Annotated in this window: 19 protein-coding genes and 1 pseudogene; 6 read left to right on the forward strand and 14 right to left on the reverse strand. The window is 61.2% G+C overall.

The window, feature by feature from the left end; translation table 11 throughout:
- Nucleotides 1-128: 128 nt before the first annotated feature.
- The 3 genes from AC0J41_RS00080 to AC0J41_RS00090 all read left to right on the forward strand — a co-directional run bounded on the left by AC0J41_RS00080 (nucleotide 129) and on the right by AC0J41_RS00090 (nucleotide 2,754).
- Nucleotides 129-926, forward strand: a complete 798-nt coding sequence (locus AC0J41_RS00080; RefSeq protein ID WP_473014233.1) for a transporter substrate-binding domain-containing protein — start codon at nucleotides 129-131, stop codon at nucleotides 924-926.
- Between the two features lie 141 nt (nucleotides 927-1,067).
- Entirely contained in the window at nucleotides 1,068-2,027 is a 960-nt protein-coding gene (locus AC0J41_RS00085) for an amino acid ABC transporter permease (RefSeq protein WP_473014234.1), read from the forward strand.
- Nucleotides 2,020-2,754 (forward strand): amino acid ABC transporter ATP-binding protein, encoded by a 735-nt coding sequence (locus AC0J41_RS00090; protein WP_025110291.1) that lies wholly within the window; start codon nucleotides 2,020-2,022, stop codon nucleotides 2,752-2,754. The genes AC0J41_RS00085 and AC0J41_RS00090 overlap by 8 nt, the downstream gene beginning before the upstream one ends.
- A gap of 96 nt (nucleotides 2,755-2,850) precedes the next feature.
- On the opposite strand, the gene AC0J41_RS00095 is transcribed toward AC0J41_RS00090, so the two are convergent.
- The 11 genes and pseudogenes from AC0J41_RS00095 to ubiE form a co-directional block, all read right to left on the reverse strand.
- On the reverse strand, nucleotides 2,851-3,723 hold the full coding sequence (locus AC0J41_RS00095; protein WP_473016044.1) for a methyl-accepting chemotaxis protein: 873 nt from the start codon (nucleotides 3,721-3,723) through the stop codon (nucleotides 2,851-2,853).
- Nucleotides 3,706-4,767: pseudogene (locus tag AC0J41_RS00100) on the reverse strand (methyl-accepting chemotaxis protein); the annotation flags it as partial. The gene AC0J41_RS00095 and the pseudogene AC0J41_RS00100, both read right to left, overlap by 18 nt.
- An 84-nt stretch (nucleotides 4,768-4,851) precedes the next feature.
- Complete coding sequence (locus tag AC0J41_RS00105) at nucleotides 4,852-5,559, reverse strand: 16S rRNA (uracil(1498)-N(3))-methyltransferase (RefSeq protein ID WP_473014235.1); 708 nt, start codon at nucleotides 5,557-5,559, stop codon at nucleotides 4,852-4,854.
- Nucleotides 5,556-6,344 carry a twin-arginine translocase subunit TatC gene (gene tatC / locus AC0J41_RS00110; RefSeq protein WP_025110288.1) on the reverse strand — a complete coding sequence of 263 codons (789 nt, stop codon included), beginning with the start codon at nucleotides 6,342-6,344 and terminating at the stop codon, nucleotides 5,556-5,558. The genes AC0J41_RS00105 and tatC overlap by 4 nt, the downstream gene beginning before the upstream one ends.
- Nucleotides 6,341-6,802 (reverse strand): Sec-independent protein translocase protein TatB, encoded by a 462-nt coding sequence (tatB, locus tag AC0J41_RS00115; protein ID WP_473014236.1) that lies wholly within the window; start codon nucleotides 6,800-6,802, stop codon nucleotides 6,341-6,343. Before tatB ends, tatC begins: the two co-directional genes overlap by 4 nt.
- 10 nt (nucleotides 6,803-6,812) lie before the next feature.
- Nucleotides 6,813-7,094 (reverse strand): twin-arginine translocase TatA/TatE family subunit, encoded by a 282-nt coding sequence (locus AC0J41_RS00120; protein ID WP_025110286.1) that lies wholly within the window; start codon nucleotides 7,092-7,094, stop codon nucleotides 6,813-6,815.
- Between the two features lie 25 nt (nucleotides 7,095-7,119).
- Nucleotides 7,120-7,452 carry a phosphoribosyl-ATP diphosphatase gene (locus tag AC0J41_RS00125; protein WP_007909355.1) on the reverse strand — a complete coding sequence of 111 codons (333 nt, stop codon included), beginning with the start codon at nucleotides 7,450-7,452 and terminating at the stop codon, nucleotides 7,120-7,122.
- The gene (hisI, locus tag AC0J41_RS00130; RefSeq protein ID WP_025110285.1) at nucleotides 7,445-7,846 is read right to left on the reverse strand and encodes a phosphoribosyl-AMP cyclohydrolase; all 402 of its coding nucleotides are present in this window, start codon (nucleotides 7,844-7,846) and stop codon (nucleotides 7,445-7,447) included. Before hisI ends, AC0J41_RS00125 begins: the two co-directional genes overlap by 8 nt.
- An 80-nt stretch (nucleotides 7,847-7,926) precedes the next feature.
- Nucleotides 7,927-9,531: a ubiquinone biosynthesis regulatory protein kinase UbiB gene (ubiB, locus tag AC0J41_RS00135; protein WP_025110284.1), complete on the reverse strand. Its 1,605-nt coding sequence runs from the start codon at nucleotides 9,529-9,531 to the stop codon at nucleotides 7,927-7,929.
- The gene (locus tag AC0J41_RS00140; RefSeq protein ID WP_086793910.1) at nucleotides 9,528-10,151 is read right to left on the reverse strand and encodes a ubiquinone biosynthesis accessory factor UbiJ; all 624 of its coding nucleotides are present in this window, start codon (nucleotides 10,149-10,151) and stop codon (nucleotides 9,528-9,530) included. Before AC0J41_RS00140 ends, ubiB begins: the two co-directional genes overlap by 4 nt.
- Nucleotides 10,151-10,921 carry a bifunctional demethylmenaquinone methyltransferase/2-methoxy-6-polyprenyl-1,4-benzoquinol methylase UbiE gene (gene ubiE, locus AC0J41_RS00145; RefSeq protein ID WP_003220857.1) on the reverse strand — a complete coding sequence of 257 codons (771 nt, stop codon included), beginning with the start codon at nucleotides 10,919-10,921 and terminating at the stop codon, nucleotides 10,151-10,153. The genes AC0J41_RS00140 and ubiE overlap by 1 nt, the downstream gene beginning before the upstream one ends.
- A 166-nt stretch (nucleotides 10,922-11,087) precedes the next feature.
- Between ubiE and AC0J41_RS00150 the strand changes: the two genes are divergently transcribed.
- The 3 genes from AC0J41_RS00150 (at nucleotide 11,088) to AC0J41_RS00160 (ending at nucleotide 12,949) form a co-directional block, all read left to right on the forward strand.
- Nucleotides 11,088-11,363: a polyhydroxyalkanoic acid system family protein gene (locus AC0J41_RS00150; protein ID WP_025110282.1), complete on the forward strand. Its 276-nt coding sequence runs from the start codon at nucleotides 11,088-11,090 to the stop codon at nucleotides 11,361-11,363.
- Between the two features lie 250 nt (nucleotides 11,364-11,613).
- Nucleotides 11,614-12,036, forward strand: coding sequence for a phasin family protein (locus AC0J41_RS00155; protein ID WP_473014237.1), 423 nt, complete (start codon nucleotides 11,614-11,616; stop codon nucleotides 12,034-12,036).
- 10 nt (nucleotides 12,037-12,046) lie between these two features.
- Nucleotides 12,047-12,949, forward strand: coding sequence for a phasin family protein (locus AC0J41_RS00160; protein ID WP_473014238.1), 903 nt, complete (start codon nucleotides 12,047-12,049; stop codon nucleotides 12,947-12,949).
- 207 nt (nucleotides 12,950-13,156) lie between these two features.
- Here the strand turns inward: AC0J41_RS00160 and AC0J41_RS00165 are convergent, their stop codons facing one another.
- The 3 genes from AC0J41_RS00165 to phaZ all read right to left on the reverse strand — a co-directional run bounded on the left by AC0J41_RS00165 (nucleotide 13,157) and on the right by phaZ (nucleotide 16,484).
- Entirely contained in the window at nucleotides 13,157-13,777 is a 621-nt protein-coding gene (locus AC0J41_RS00165) for a TetR/AcrR family transcriptional regulator (protein WP_473014239.1), read from the reverse strand.
- A gap of 30 nt (nucleotides 13,778-13,807) precedes the next feature.
- Nucleotides 13,808-15,490: a class II poly(R)-hydroxyalkanoic acid synthase gene (gene phaC / locus AC0J41_RS00170; RefSeq protein WP_473014240.1), complete on the reverse strand. Its 1,683-nt coding sequence runs from the start codon at nucleotides 15,488-15,490 to the stop codon at nucleotides 13,808-13,810.
- 139 nt (nucleotides 15,491-15,629) lie between these two features.
- Nucleotides 15,630-16,484 carry a poly(3-hydroxyalkanoate) depolymerase gene (phaZ, locus tag AC0J41_RS00175; RefSeq protein WP_025110277.1) on the reverse strand — a complete coding sequence of 285 codons (855 nt, stop codon included), beginning with the start codon at nucleotides 16,482-16,484 and terminating at the stop codon, nucleotides 15,630-15,632.
- Between the last annotated feature and the right edge of the window lie 61 nt (nucleotides 16,485-16,545).

The following is a 16,545-nucleotide window of genomic DNA, read 5'->3' on the forward strand; positions in this document are numbered from 1 at the left end:
ATCGTCCATAACCCTTGTGCAAAAGAACGAGTGCGTTAGCATCCGTCCCCGAATTGGCGCACCCGGGCATTTTTGCCCATCACTGCTGGTTTTCGCGCCGCACATGCAATGGTTTTGGGGACTTGAAGATGAAGAAGTATCTGTCGATGCTGCTGGTCGGCGTCACGGCACTGGTTGCAGTCAATGCGGCGCACGCCGGTGCAATCGATGACGCGGTCAAACGCGGCACGCTGAAAGTCGGTATGGATCCGACCTACATGCCGTTCGAAATGACCAACAAGCGCGGCGAGATCATCGGCTTCGAAGTGGACATCCTCAAAGCCATGTCCAAGGCCATGGGCGTCAAGCTGGAGCTGGTCTCCACCGGTTACGACGGCATTATCCCGGCCTTGATGACGGACAAGTTCGACATGATCGGCAGCGGCATGACCCTGACCCAGGAGCGTAACCTGCGCCTGAACTTCAGCGAACCGTTCATCGTTGTCGGCCAGACCCTGCTGATCCGCAAGGAGCTGGAAGGCACCATCAAGTCCTATAAAGACCTGAACACCGCCGACTACCGCATCACCTCCAAGCTCGGTACCACTGGTGAAATGGTCGCCAAGAAGTTGATTGCCAAAGCCAAATACCACGGCTACGACAACGAGCAGGAAGCGGTGCTCGACGTGGTCAATGGCAAGGCTGACGCCTTCATCTACGACGCACCATACAACGTGGTCGCGGTGAGCAAGGTCGGCGCCGGCAAACTGGTGTTCCTCGACAAGCCGTTCACCTATGAGCCGCTGGCCTTCGGCCTGAAGAAGGGTGACTACGACAGCATCAACTTCATCAACAACTTCCTGCACCAGATCCACGAAGACGGCACCTACGATCGCATCCATGACAAGTGGTTCAAGAGCACCGATTGGCTCAAGGACATGGAATAACACTGGGTCAGTCAGACCGAGTCGCCCCATTCGCGAGCAAGCCCGCTCCCACAGGGATTGTGTGAACACCACAAATCCACTGTGGGAGCGGGCTTGCTCGCGAAGAGGGCCTCCAAGGCAACACAAAATCCGGAACCTGCAATGAAACAGAAAAAAGCCCAATGGCCCTGGCACGTCCTGACCGTGCTGGTGCTGGTCGGCCTGGCGGGCGCGTTGTATTACGCCACGTCGCTGATGTCCTACGAATGGCGCTGGAACCGCGTGCCGCAGTACTTCGCCTACCAGGCCGAAGAAACCCAGCGCGCGACCGACATCTCCACCGTCACCGAACTGGTACGCAAGGGCGGCAGCGCGCAAGTCACCCTGCGCAACGACGCCGGTGACGAGCAGCACCTGACCGTCGACGAGAATAGCCTGCAATTCGCTCAGGGCGACGATGTGGCCGAAGGCGACGTCGTGGGTGTGACCCGGCATTGGGCGGCAGGGCCGCTGTTGTGGGGGCTGTGGACCACGTTGTGGCTGTCGGTGGTGTCCGGCGTACTCGGTCTGCTGATCGGTCTGGTCACCGGGCTGTGCCGCCTGTCGAGCAATCCGACCCTGCGCGACCTGTCGAGCATCTACGTTGAGCTGGTGCGCGGCACGCCGCTGCTGGTGCAGATCTTCATTTTCTACTTCTTCATCGGCACGGTGATGAACCTGTCCCGGGAGTTCGCCGGGATCGCCGCGCTGTCGCTGTTCACGGGCGCTTATGTGGCCGAGATCATCCGTTCCGGCGTGCAGTCGATCGCCCGTGGGCAGAACGAAGCGGCGCGCTCGCTCGGTCTGAGCGCCGGCCAGTCGATGCGCCACGTGGTGCTGCCGCAAGCGTTAAAGCGTGTGCTGCCGCCGTTGGCCGGACAGTTCATCAGTCTGGTCAAGGACACCTCGCTGGTGTCGGTGATTGCGATTACCGAGTTGCTGAAAAGTGGCCGCGAAGTCATCACCACCTCGTTCTCGCCGTTCGAAATCCTGTTCTGCGTCGCCGGCCTGTACCTGTTGATCAACCTGCCGCTGTCGAAAATCGCCAGCCGGCTTGAGCGGAGGCTCGCGCAAAGTGATTGAAGTCCGCGATCTGGTAAAAGTCTTCGACACCCGTGGCCAGGTAGTACGGGCTGTGGATAACGTCACCACTTCCGTCGCCAAGGGCGAAGTGCTGGTGGTGATCGGCCCGTCCGGTTCCGGCAAGTCGACCTTCTTGCGTTGCCTCAATGGCCTGGAAGCGTTCGACTCGGGCTCGGTGAGCATCGACGGCCTGCAACTGGCCGATCCGAAAACCGACGTCAACGCCTACCGCCGCGAAGTCGGCATGGTGTTCCAGCATTTCAACCTGTTCCCGCACATGACCGTGCTGGAAAACCTCTGTCTGGCGCAGAAAGTCGTGCGCAAGCGCGGGCAGAAGGAAAGCGAGGCCAAGGCTCTGGCGTTGCTGGAGAAGGTCGGTATTGCGCAGAAGGCTCGCGAATATCCGTCGCGTCTGTCCGGCGGTCAGCAACAGCGCGTGGCGATTGCCCGGGCGCTGGCGATGGACCCGAAAGTGATGCTGTTCGACGAACCGACTTCGGCCCTCGATCCGGAAATGGTCGGTGAAGTACTGGATGTGATGAAGAACCTGGCCGTGGAAGGCATGACCATGGTCTGCGTCACCCACGAAATGGGCTTTGCCCGGGAAGTGGCGGATCGGGTGCTGTTCTTCGATCACGGCAAACTGCTGGAAGATGCGTCGCCGGCGCAGTTCTTCGATGCACCGAAGGACCCGCGCGCTCAGGCCTTTCTGCGTCAGGTCCTGTAATTTCAGCGCCTGTCAGTAAGCCTTCGCGAGCAAGCCCGCTCCCGCCGTTGGAATGCGTTCCCCTGTGGGAGCGGGCTTGCTCGCGAAAGCATCACCTCAGACTTTGAACCGCCCCACCAGCATCTGCAGATGCGTCCCCAACCGCGCCAGCTCAACACTCGACGCCGCCGTCTCTTCACTCGCGGCCGAGGTCTGATCCGACACATCCCGCACATTCAGCACGCTACGGTTGATCTCCTCGGCCACGGCACTCTGCTGCTCGGCTGCTGCGGCAATCTGCTGGTTCATCGCCTGAATCGCAGAGACCGTGCGTGTAATGCTTTCCAGCGAACCGCCAGCACGACGGGTCAGCTCCACACTGCTGTCGGTCAGGCTGCGGCTGTTGTCCATGATCGTCGCTACTTGCTGGGTGCCGCTCTGCAGGCCGACGATCAGCTCTTCGATCTCTTCGGTGGACTTCTGCGTGCGCTGGGCGAGGCTGCGCACTTCATCGGCGACCACCGCGAAACCACGTCCGGCCTCACCGGCACGCGCCGCTTCGATCGCCGCGTTGAGCGCCAGCAGGTTGGTTTGCTGGGCCACGGACTTGATCACGTCGAGCACGCTGCCGATCTTGTCGCTTTCGCGCTTGAGTTCGCCCATGGCCTCGGTGGAGTGGCCGACTTCGACCGCCAGACGCTCGATCTGCGCAATGGCTTCACCGACCACCTTGTCGCCTTCGCGGGCCTGCTGGTCGGCGGCCACGGCGGCTTCGGAAGCCTCCTCGGCGTTGCGCGCGACTTCCTGCACGGTGGCGGCCATTTCGTTCATGGCGGTGGCGACCTGATCGGTCTCGATCTTTTGATTGTTGACCCCGGCGCTGGTCTGTTCGGTGACCGCCGACAGTTCCTCGGCAGCGCTGGCGATCTGCGTGACGCCATCGCTGATGCCGCCGATCAGGTCGCGCAGGCCCTGAGTCATGCTCTGCATCGAGCGCTGCAACTGGCCCAGTTCGTCGCGGCGCTGCGACACCAGGTTGTGGGTCAGGTCGCCGGCGGCGACGCGCTCGGCAACTTTCAGGGTCTGGTTCAGCGGAATGATGATCTGCCGGGTGATCGCCCATGCAGCCAGCAAGCCGAAGGCCACGGCCAGCAGAGTGGCGATGATCAACTGGTTCTTGGCACTGGCGGCGTCGGTGTCGCGCACCACGGTCTGCGATTCGGTGAGTTGCCTGCTGACGTCGAGCAGGATGTCGCCCTGGGTCGACATGCGGGCCAGGGCCTTGGCACTGGCGACCTGCGAATCGCGGAACTGGCTGACCGCCGCGCGGTAGGCCTTGAGCGAGTCGGTGGCCTGCTGCAGGTTGGCGATGTGCTGCTCAGGCAGTTTGGCGGGCAGGGTGTCGAGGTTCTTCAGAGCATTGTCGATGGCGTCGAGCGCAGGCTGCTCGGCTTCGGTCTTGCCGCTGTAGGTGTAGCCGCGCACCTGGAAGCGCGCTTGCTGGATCAGTTTGCTCAGGTCGATCACTGCGTTGAACTGCGCAACGCTGTCGCCCTGGAGCATGGATTTCTCCACCTCGGCGACCTTGGCCACGGCATTGTCGGCGGTGGCGCCGAGTTTGCTGCGGGCGTCTTCGCGGTTGGCGCCGGCCTGCACCATGTCGGCGAAAGCGCGCTTGTATTCGGCGACGGCGGCCAGTTGTTGGTCGACCTTCGCGGCGTCGGCCGGTTGTTCGATCAGGCCACGTGCGGTTTGCAGGCCGCTGTCGAGTTTGCCCAGCAGGTCGTTGACCGCGCCCGGGCCTTGCTCGCCACGGCGCGCTTCATAGTCCAGACGCGCCAGGCGCAGGTCCTTGGTCAGTTCGTTGAGGCTGGAGATGAAACCCAGCTTGTCGCCACGGCTGATGATGCCGCTCATGCCGGTCCAGCCGGTGAAGGTGATCAACAGCGTCAGCAACAGCACCAGGCCGAAACCGATCCCCAGCTTGCGTTTGACGCTGACGTTCCCAAGATTCTCGGCTAACCAACGGTACATGCGACGACTCCCCTCGGACCACTAATTGGACTTATGGGAACTGTATCGGCTGGGTGATGGCAATCTGTAACCCGATTTGTCGGGTTAGAACAGGCGGGCGAGGAGGGCGGTGACGGCGGTTTCGACGCGCAGGATGCGCTCGCCCAATTGCACCGGTTGCAGGCCGGACTTGCCCAGCAGATCGATTTCGTAGGGGATCCAGCCGCCTTCAGGGCCGATCGCCAGGGTCACCGGTTCGCTCAGGGCGCGCGGGCAGGGCGGGTAGTTGCCGGGGTGGCCAACCAGACCGAGGGTGCCTTCGCTGATCGCCGGCAGACGGTCTTCGACGAACGGCTTGAAGCGCTTCTCGATGATGATCTCCGGCAGGACCGTATCGCGAGCCTGTTCGAGACCGAGGATCAAATTCTCGCGAATCGCTTCCGGCTCCAGAAACGGCGTCTGCCAGAAGCTCTTTTCGACGCGGTAGCTGTTGACCAGAATCACCTTCGACACGCCCATGGTCGCCACGGTCTGGAACACCCGCCGCAGCATCTTCGGGCGCGGCAGGGCCAATACCAGAGTGAGCGGCAGCTTGGCCGGGGGTGGCTGATCGAGGGTGACCCGCAGTTCGGCTTCGCCCGCTTCCAGACGCAGCAGCTCGGCCGAGCCCATCAACCCGCCGATGCGCCCGACCCGCAGGCTGTCGCCGACTTCCGAGCGGTGGACCTCCTGCATGTGCGTCAGGCGCCGATCACGCAGCACGACGCGGTCGGCCGCAATGAAATCGGCCTCTTCGAGCAACAACAGGTTCATGGCTGCGTCGCTGGCGGCTGGTCGTTATGGTCGTCGACGGTTTCGTCCGGGCGCTCGCGCTTGCTGACCAGGCTGCCGAACAGGATGCCGATTTCAAACAGCATCCACATCGGCACGGCCAGCAGGGTCTGGGAGAAGATGTCCGGCGGCGTGAGGATCATGCCGACCACGAAGCAGCCGATGATCACGTACGGGCGGATCTTCTTCAGGTATTTGACGTCGACCACGCCGATCCACACCAGCAGCACCACGGCCACCGGGATTTCGAACGCGACGCCGAAGGCGAAGAACAGCGTCATCACAAAGTCGAGGTAACTGGTGATGTCGGTCATCATTTCCACGCCGGCCGGGGTGGCGGCGGCGAAGAACTTGAAGATCAGCGGAAACACGAAGTAATAGGCGAACGCCATGCCGGTGTAGAACAGCAGGATGCTCGACACCAGCAGCGGCACCGCGATGCGCTTCTCGTGCTTGTACAAGCCCGGCGCGATGAAGCCCCAGATCTGATGCAGGATCACCGGGATCGCGAGAAACAGCGAAACCATCATCGTCAGCTTCAGCGGCGTCAGGAAGGGCGACGACACATCAGTGGCGATCATCGTCGCGCCGACCGGCAGGTACTGGCGCAGCGGCGTCGAGACGAAGGTGTAGATCTGCTGGGTGAAGGCGAACAACCCGGCGAAGATGATGAAGACTGCCGCCACACAACGCAGCAGGCGGGTGCGCAACTCGGTGAGGTGCGATACCAGCGGCATGTGCTGGTCGTTTTCGGGGAGATCGCTCATGGGGCTCGCGGCGGCAGTGTTGGGTCGTGAGGGGCCGGTGTTGTCGGCGCGGCGGGTGCAGCTACGTGTTCAACCGAATGTTCTGCAACTGCGGACACAGGTTCTGTCGGCGCTACAACGGATGCAGGTGCAGGTGTCGGCGCGACAGGCGCGCTTGGCGCATGAATCGTCTGCTCACCCACGTGTTCAACCGGCGTCGGCTCCTGCTGAACCGGTGGCGTGAAAATCTTCCGCGCCTCCTGCTCCAGCGACAGAATGTGCTCGTTGTGCAGTTGCCGACGGATCTCGTCGGCACCGATTTCACGCTCAACTTCCTGTTTGATCGCGTTGAAGCTGCGCTTCAGCCGCCCGACCCACAGGCCAGCGGTGCGCGCAGCGCCCGGCAGACGCTCGGGGCCCAGAACCAGCAGGGCAACGAGGCCGACGAGCAGCAGTTCAGAGAAGCTGATACCAAACATTAGTCAGTGCTCACACGTCTTTGCGGATCGGCTCTTCGACTTTCTGCGCCTGCACGTCGATGGTGTGCGGCGGATTGGCCTGAGCGGTGGCTTGCGGCTGCACCGGTGGTACCGGTTGCGCAGGCGTTACGGTCGGATCGGCGGCCGCTTTCTCGTCGTCGTTCATGGCTTTACGGAAGCCCTTGATCGACTCACCGACGTCGGTGCCGAGGTTTTTCAGTTTCTTGGTGCCGAACACCAGCACCACGACAACCAGAATGACGATCCAGTGTTTCCAGTCAAAAATGCCCATGTTGCTGTTCCTCTCTAAAAATTGTTCAGGCGGATGGACGCGAGGCTTTCTCGACGTGTCCCGACAGGCCGAAGCGGCGATCCAGTTCATCCAGCACAGCCTGTGGATGCTGCCCCAGTTGGGCGAGCATGACCATGCTGTGGAACCACAGGTCGGCGGTCTCGTAGATCACGTCGCTGCAGTCGCCGCTGATGGCAGCGTCCTTGGCGGCGATAATGGTTTCGACCGACTCTTCGCCGACTTTCTCCAGAATCTTGTTCAGGCCCTTGTGATACAGACTAGCTACATATGAGCTGTCGGCCGCTGCGCCTTTGCGCTCTTCGAGCACTTCGGCCAGACGAGTCAGGGTGTCACTCATGTTTGTGTCCTGCGGAGTAGATTGCGTGCGGGTCTTTCAGAACCGGATCGACCGTTTTCCAGTCGCCGTTTTCGAAGACACGGTAAAAGCAGCTTTGACGGCCGGTATGGCAAGCGATGTCGCCGATCTGTTCGACCATCAGGATGATCACGTCGGCGTCACAGTCCAGACGCATTTCATGCAGGGTCTGTACGTGGCCGGACTCTTCGCCCTTGCGCCACAGCTTGCCACGGGAACGTGACCAGTAGATGGCACGGTTTTCGGATGCGGTCAGCTCCAGGGCTTCGCGGTTCATCCAGGCCATCATCAGCACGCGTCCGGTCTTGTGATCCTGGGCAATCGCCGGCACCAGGCCATCGGCGTCCCACTTGATCTCGTCCAGCCAGTTTTTCATCTTCGACTCCGACAGCGAACCCACACTTCAATAGTCGGGTTCAGGCGTTGAAACAGTGTGCCAGCCGATCACGCAACTGGCTATCGGCGAACGACCAGATACAAGCCGACTGCCACCATGATTCCGGCGGGCCAATGCCCCAGTTCGTGCATCGGGCCACCGGCGGCGAGAATGGTGCCGCCCGCCAGATGAGCACTGCCGAGCAGACGCAGGAACCAGTCGTCCTTGCGCTTGTGCCACGGCGGTGGCGGGTCGTTGGCGTGTGGCTGGGACATGCGTTCGAGCAGGTCGCGGGCCATGTTGGCCAGGTGCGGCAGCTGTTCGAACTGGCTCTGCACGTTGCCGATCAAGGCTTTCGGGCTGACGCGCTCGCGCATCCAGCGTTCGAGGAACGGCTGCGCGGTGTTCCACAGATCCAGGTCCGGGTACAGCTGACGGCCGAGGCCTTCGATGTTCAGCAGGGTCTTTTGCAGCAGCACCAGCTGCGGCTGGACTTCCATGTTGAAGCGTCGCGCGGTTTGGAACAGGCGCATCAGCACCTGGCCAAATGAAATATCTTTTAACGGTTTTTCGAAGATCGGCTCGCACACAGTACGGATTGCCGCTTCGAACTCGTTGAGTTTGGTTTCTGCCGGCACCCAGCCCGAATCGATGTGCAACTGCGCCACGCGGCGATAGTCGCGCTTGAAGAAGGCAAACAGGTTGCGCGCCAGATAGTCCTGGTCTTCCGGGGTCAGGCTGCCGACGATGCCGCAGTCGATCGCGATGTACTGCGGGCTCCACGGGTTGACGGTACTGACGAAGATGTTGCCCGGGTGCATGTCGGCGTGGAAGAAACTGTCGCGGAACACCTGGGTGAAGAAGATCTCCACGCCACGCTCGGCGAGCATTTTCATGTCGGTGCGCTGATCGGCGAGGGTCGCCAGATCAGTGACCTGGATTCCGTAGATGCGCTCCATCACCAGCACTTTCGGCCGGCACCAGTCCCAATAGACTTGCGGCACATAAAGCAGTGGCGAGCCCTCGAAGTTGCGCTTCAACTGGCTGGCGTTGGCCGCCTCGCGCAGCAGGTCGAGCTCGTCGTAGATGGTTTTTTCGTAGTCCTGCACCACGTCGACCGGGTGCAGCAGGCGCGCGTCGGCCGAGACTTTTTCGGCGGCGCGGGCGAGGATGAACAGCCACGCGAGATCCTGCGCGATGATTGGCTTCAGGCCTGGGCGGATCACCTTGACCACCACTTCTTCGCCGGTTTTCAGCTGCGCGGCATGCACCTGCGCCACCGAGGCCGAGGCCAGCGGCTCGACGTCAAAGCGGCTGAACACTTCGCTGATCTTCTTGCCCAGCTGCTCTTCGATCAGTTTGACTGACAGCTGCGAATCGAACGGCGGCACGCGGTCCTGCAACAGCATCAGCTCATCGGCGATGTCTTCCGGCAGCAGGTCGCGGCGGGTCGAGAGAATCTGCCCGAACTTGATGAAAATCGGCCCCAGATCCTGCAGGGCCAGACGCAGGCGCGCGCCACGGCTCAGGTCCAGCGGCTTGCGCGGGAACCAGCGCCACGGCAGCACATAGCGCAGCGCCAGGAGAAACCAGGGCAGCGGCAGATCGAACAGCAGGTCATCGAGGCGGTAGCGGATCACGACGCGCTGGATGCGCAACAGACGGCGGACGGCAAGCAGCTTCATGCGTTATCGCTTGGGTCGAGGGATCGGGAAAGGCGCTCGAAACGCGCCTCGAGACGTTCCAGATCAAGTTTGATCCGGTCCAGTTCGCTGAACCGAGCTTCGGCTTCGCGCTGCCCGACAAGGGTGCGTGATTCTTCGGCGAGGTACTCGGCGAGGTTCTGGTTGAGGCTGGCAAATCCTTGTTGATACCAGCGTGCGCGGCTGCGCAGATGACCGCCGACCAGTTGCGTGGCGACCGGGCCGAGCCAGCGCGAGAGTTCGTACTCCCAGTCCAGCTCAAGATCCTGCAGCACGCCGGCCAGTTCCAGCAGCACGCCGCTGTCGCCATCGAGTTCGACTTCCGGGGCATGCAGCACCGCGGTCTTGTCCTTGCTCACGGCCAGTTTCACCAGGCTTGAAGCCGGGGCGCGCAGGGTGCAGTCGACACCGGTCTCCCAGTGCGAGGCGAGCATCAGGCCTTCGTCGCTCGGCAGGATGAACAGCTGCAGCGCCGGGCTGCGGCAATCTACGGCGATTACCTTGCCGGTCAGATGCGCCAGCCGCGGCAGCGCCGTGCTGTCGAGACGCAGCACTCGGTTGAGGCCGAGTTCGACGCTGGCGAGCAGCCCGGTGAGCAGCATCAGGGCTTGATGCCGCGGTGCAGAGCAACAATGCCTGCGGTCATGTTGTGATAGGTCACACGGTCGAAACCGGCGTCGACCATCATCGACTTCAGGGTTTCCTGATTCGGGTGCATGCGGATCGATTCGGCCAGGTAGCGATAGCTTTCCGAGTCGTTGGTGATCAGCTTGCCCATCAGCGGCATGAAGGCGAACGAGTAGGCGTCGTAGGCCTTGGACATCAGCGCATTGGTCGGCTTGGAGAACTCCAGCACCAGCAGACGGCCGCCCGGCTTGAGCACGCGCAGCATCGAGCGCAGGGCGTCTTCTTTATGCGTCACGTTGCGCAGGCCGAAGGCGATGGTTACGCAGTCGAAGTGGTTGTCCGGGAACGGCAGTTTTTCCGCGTCCGCCTGAACGAATTCGACGTTGCCCGACACACCCAGGTCCAGCAGGCGGTCACGACCGACCTTGAGCATCGATTCGTTGATGTCGGCCAGCACCACCTGACCGGTCGGGCCGACCAGGTGCGAGAATTTCTTGGTCAGGTCACCGGTACCGCCGGCGATGTCCAGCACGCGGTTGCCGCTGCGAACGCCCGACAGTTCGATCGCAAAACGCTTCCACAGACGGTGCATGCCGCCCGACAGAAGGTCGTTCATCAGATCGTATTTGGCGGCTACCGAGTGGAAAACCTCAGCGACTTTTTCCGCTTTCTGGCTTTCCGGAACGTTTTTGAAGCCGAAATGTGTGGTGGGTTCGGCATCGCTGCCTTTGCGCTGATCAGTCATATCGCTGTCACCAAAAGAGAATGCGCGACATTCTAATCCCCAAGCCATGCTTTGTCTTGGAATGGCTAAAGGTAAGATGGGCAACCTTCGGGACGATTTGCCGCAGAGGTGGTCAAGATTTACCGACACGTATTCACAGCCCCATTCAAAAAGCAGGAGTCATTCAATGGCCAAAATCAGTGTTGAGCGTGCACACAACCTGGGCAAGGAAGCCGCCCGCGAGAAGGCTGACAAGCTGGCGCAAAAACTCTCCGATCAATATGGCCTGGAGCCGCAATGGTCGGGCGACACCCTCAACCTCAAGCGCTCGGGCGTGAAAGGCGCGGTGCACGTGGCCGACGATTCGATCAAGGTCGATGTCGAGCTGGGCATCATGATGTCGGCCATGAGCGGCATGATCAAAGCCGAGATCGAGAAGGCGCTGGATAAAGCGCTGGTCTGATCGCGATTTTTCGGTAACCCGAGATCCCCTGTGGGAGCGGGCCTGCTCGCGAAAGCGGTGTGTCAGTCGACTCGAAAATTGACTGTTCCACCGTATTCGCGAGCAAGCCCGCTCCCACATTTGTTTTGGGGTGTGCCCACCTGTTTATGTCAGTTGTTAGGGTGCCGTTTCTAATTTTTCTCCCTACTTTGTGCCTGAGCCCGACACATCTGCGGGCAGTTCCTCAAACCTTCTGCGCGTGAGGTGCACCATGGCCAAAGTAATTCTGAAGAAAAAAATCGAAGCTTCGACTTCTGCTCTGAGCGACGTCAAATCCTATGCCCGCAAGATCTGGCTGGCAGGCCTGGGTGCCTACGCCAAGGTTGGCCAAGAGGGCAGCGAGTACTTTCAGGAGTTGATCAAGGCTGGTCAAACTGTTGAAAAGAAAGGCAAAAAAGCCGTCACTGAAAAACTCGAAGCGGCCAATGCCGAGATCGATGAAGCCAAGAGCGAAGTGAGCTCATTCAAAGGCCGGGTCGAAGTTCAGCTCGACAAGGTCGAGAAGGCGTTCGACTCCCGCGTAGCAAGCGCCTTGAATCGTATCGGCATTCCGTCTAAACATGACGTTGAGACACTCTCTGCTAAGCTCGATGAGCTGACGGCATTGCTCGAACGCGTCGCGCGTAAATCTTAAGGAGAACGGGATGGCTGGTAAAAAGAACACCGATAAAGAAGGCAGCTCGTGGATCGGGAAAGTCGAAGACTACTCCCGCAAAATCTGGCTGGCTGGTTTAGGCGTGTACTCGAAGATCGACACTGACGGCAGCAAGCTCTTCGAGACACTGGTCAAAGACGGCGAGAAAGCCGAGAAGCTCACCAAGTCTGCAGTCGGCAAGAAAGTCGATGCCGCCAAGGACTCCGCTTCTTCGGCCAAGTCGCGCATCAGCGGCGTGAAAGATCGCGCACTGGGCAAGTGGGACGAGTTGGAAGGGGCTTTCGACAAGCGCCTGAACAGCGCGATTTCGCGCCTGGGTGTGCCAAGCCGCAATGAAGTGAAAGCGCTGCACAGCAAGGTTGAAACCCTGACCAAGCAGATCGAGAAACTCACCGGTCTGAAAGCCCAGCCTGTAGCGGCGAAAACCGCTGCGGCCAAACCGGCTGCCAAGACTGCTGCAGCCAAACCTGCGGCTAAAACCGCTGCCAAGCCGCTGGCCAAGGCGGCTGCTAAACCTGCAGCCAAGCCTGCTGCCAAGACCGCAGCCGCCAAACCTGCCGCCGCCAAGCCAGCAGCAAAAGCTGCAGCCAAACCGGCAGCCGCCAAAGCAGCTGCGAAACCTGCAGCAAAACCAGCCGCCAAGCCAGCAGCGAAAACCGCTGCCGCCAAACCGGCTGCCAAGCCTGCGGCCAAACCGGCGGCGGCGAAAAAGCCTGCAGTGAAAAAACCGGCCGCACCGAAAGCCGCTGCAGCGAAACCGCCAGTAGCTGCTGCAGCCAAGCCAGCTACCCCGGCAGCGCCGGTCAGCGCGTCGAATTCGGCCGCTGCTCCGACTCCGGTGGCAACCCCGACTGCTGCATCGACCCCGTCGACGCCAACCAGTCAGTCCTGATTCTTCAGGGCAAAACAAAACGCCCGGCCTGTGAAGGTCGGGCGTTTTTTGTTGGTGTAGACACTCGTCAGCACACCCCCCAATCTCCCGGTGGGAGCGAGCCTGCTCACGAATGCAGACTGTCAGTCAGGCAGATATCGACTGACACACCGCTTTCGCGAGCAGGCTCGCTCCCACAGGGGATATTCGTTGCTGCAGAGATCCGGGTCAGTCGTGATCTTCGAGGTACTGCAGGGCCATTCGCTCAGTCGCCACCTTCACCGGCGGCAACAGATGCGGCGCCACCAGCATCATGATCTGGTACACGACGAGTCTGACCTCACCCTCCCGATCCAGAATCCGCTGATAGTCCAGCGAGAACAGCAGGGTCATGGTGATCTGCTCGACCAGTTGCCCCAGCGCCTGGGTATCACTGACCAACTGCCCCGACGCTTTCAACCGTGCGAGCAAGGCCGCGAGCGTGCGCTTGAGGGCGTTGAGCAGGTTGCGAATGCCCTTGGCCAGTTTCGGCAGGCGCCCGGCGAGGTTCGACAGGTCCTGGAACAGAAAGCGGTACTGCGCCAGGCGCTCGACGATCAGATGCAGAAACAGCCAGTAATCCTCCGGCGCCAACTCGACATCCGACGGTGGGTCGAGCAGCGGCGCCAGTTCATTCTGGAAGCGTTCGAACAGGCCGAGAATCAACGGCTCCTTGCCGTGGAAGTGGTAGTAGAGGTTGCCGGGGCTGATCCCCATTTCATTGGCAACTTCCATGGTGGAGACGTTGGGCTCACCCTTTTCGTTGAACAGTTGCAGGGCACATTCGAGGATCCGGTCGCGGGTTTTCATCCAGTCTTCTTAGAAAAGTTCAGTTAAGCGTCAGCGCACATGCACGTAGGTGCCGGGTGCCGCCTCCATCGGTGGATAGTTCGGGTTGCCGAGGGTCATCAGGGTCTCGTGCTGGGCGCCGGAGCGTTGCTGAATCCATTCCAGCCACTGTGGCCACCAACTGCCGTCGACGCGTTTGGCGTCGTAATACCAGGCGCGTGGGTCGCTGCTCAGCTTGCCGTTTTCGACGTAACTGGCTTTGGGGTTGCTTGGCGGATTGAGGATGCTTTGCACATGGCCGCTGCTGGACAACACGAAGCGCCGTTCGCCACCGAGCAACAGGGTTGAGCGATACACCGCATCCCACGGCGTGATGTGGTCGTTCATGCCGGCCACGCTGAAGCTGTCGACGGTGACTTTCTGCAGGTCGATCGGCGTACCGCAGACTTCCAGGCCGCCCGGGTGGGTCAGCGGGTTGTGCTTGAAAAAGTCCAGCAGGTCGCCATGGAACGCGGCGGGCAGGCGCGTGTTGTCGTTGTTCCAGTAGAGGATGTCGAAGGCCGGCGGCTCTTTACCCAACAGGTAGTTGTTGACGAAGTAGCTCCAGATCAAATCGTTGGGCCGCATCCAGGCGAACACCTTGGCCATGTCGCGACCGTCCAGCACGCCTTTCTGATAGGAGCGGCGCTTGGCCGCTTCGATGGTCTGTTCGTCGGCGAACAGCGTGGTCGGGGTTTCGATCTGACTGTCGAGCAGGCTAACCAGATAGGTCGCGCTGGAGATCCGCCGCAGTTGGCGTTTGGCTTGCAGATGACCTTGCAGCGCGGCGATGGTCAGGCCACCGGCGCAGGCGCCCATCAGGTTGACGTCACGGGCGCCGGTGATGGCCCGGCAGATGTTCATCGCTTCTTCCACCGCCTCGACATAGGTCGACAGACCCCATTCGCGATGGCGCACATCCGGGTTGCGCCAACTGATCATGAAGGTCTGCAAACCGTTTTTCAGTGCGTACTGGACGAAGCTGTTTTGAGGGCTGAGGTCGAAAATGTAGTACTTGTTGATTTGCGGCGGCACCACCAGCAGCGGCTTGGCGTACTGTTTTTCGCTCATCGGCCTGTACTGGATCAGCTCGAGCATCTCGTTGCGAAATACCACTGAGCCGGTGGTCGTGGCGACAGTCTTGCCGACTTCGAATGCCTGCTTGGTCACCTGGCGCGGCAGGCCGTCGTTGTGCAGCAGATCGTCGAACAGATGGCTCAGGCCGCGCACCAGGCTGTGACCGCCGGAGTTGAAAAGCTCCTTGATCGCCAGCGGATTGAGCAAGGTGTTGGAGGGCGCCACGGCGTCGTTGAGCAGCGTGAACGCGAAGTGCGCGCGGGCGCGGTCGTCCTCGCTCATGCTGCTTTCGTCAATCCAGCTCTTGACCTGTTTCTGCCAGGCCAGATACGCCTGCAGGCTGCGTCGGTAGAAGGGGTTGAGGCTCCATGCCGGGTCGGTGAACCGCGTGTCCTGCGGGTTGGTCGGGTGCAGGGTTTCACCGAGCAACACGCGACCGAGCTGGCCGCCGAGTTTCAAGGCGTGCCTGGCACTGTGGAGCGGGTTGCGCAGGCCGTGGGCTGCGACACTGCGCAGCGTCGAGATCAGGTCGCGGCCACGCAGGCCGGTCATTGCACTTTGTGCATTGATGAACACGGCGGGACTGGGCACTACGCCCGTCGCAGGTTTGTCGCGCATGACTCAACACTCCTTCGTCTTCAGGTCAAAAACAAACTCACCGAACCAGAACACCATAGTCGCTGTTACGGGTTGTTGCCTGCGCGGCGTCCTGCCACGCATTTTGTATAAAACCCTGCATAAAGCCTGCCGTGGCGGTTTATCCGCCCAGCGGTGTCGGATGCGGGTGCATCACGGCGCGCTGCCGCTCCTCCTCAAGGAATTTCATGATGATCGGCGCCACCGCTTCGGCGCGGGTGATCAGGAACAGATGACCGTCGTCGATGATGTGCAGCTGGGCGTTGGGAATTCGCCAGGCGAGCATGCGCATGTTGATCAGCGGGATCAGTGGATCGTCGTCGCCGGCCAGTACCAGCGTCGGCTGATGGATCTTGTGCAGCCAGTGAATGCTGGTCCAGCCCAGGCCCGCGAACAGTTGCCAGTAGTAACCGAGCTTGCCCGCCGAACGCACCTTGGCCGCATGGCTGGCGGCCAGCGTCGGGTCGCGGCGGAACGAGCCGCCGTAGATCAGCGGCGCGATGCGGATCACGTGCGATGGCTGGATGTAGCGTCGCGGGCTGGCCATCATCCACAGCACCTTCGGCTTGCCCGGCACCATGAAGGCACCCGCTGCGGTCGCCGCCAGCACCAGTTTCTTGCAGCGTTCGGGGTAGTCGTGGGCGAACTGCTGCGCCAGCGCTCCGCCCCAGGACACGCCGATCACGTTGACCTGACCGTAGTCGAGGTAATCGAGCATCCGTGAGGTCAGTTTCGCCAGCCCGGGAAAGCGATATGGCCGACTCGGCGTCGACGAGCCGCCGACACCGGGCACGTCGAAGGCGATCACTTCCAGATCCGGGTCCAGCGCCGCGACGAACGGAAACACCAGCTCCAGGTTGGCGCCGATGCCGTTGAATATCAGCAAGGGCGTCAAATGAGGCTTGCCGGGGCGTACCGCGGTGCGGAGGGTCTGCCCATCCAGATCGACGGTACGGAAAATGAACGGTTGCGGCATGCTTCAGGCCCTTCGGGTTAGAGTGGAGCAGTTACAAGCCGCAAGCTTCAAGCAGAACCTG

The organism is Pseudomonas sp. Arb-4-2C (assembly GCF_055755015.1).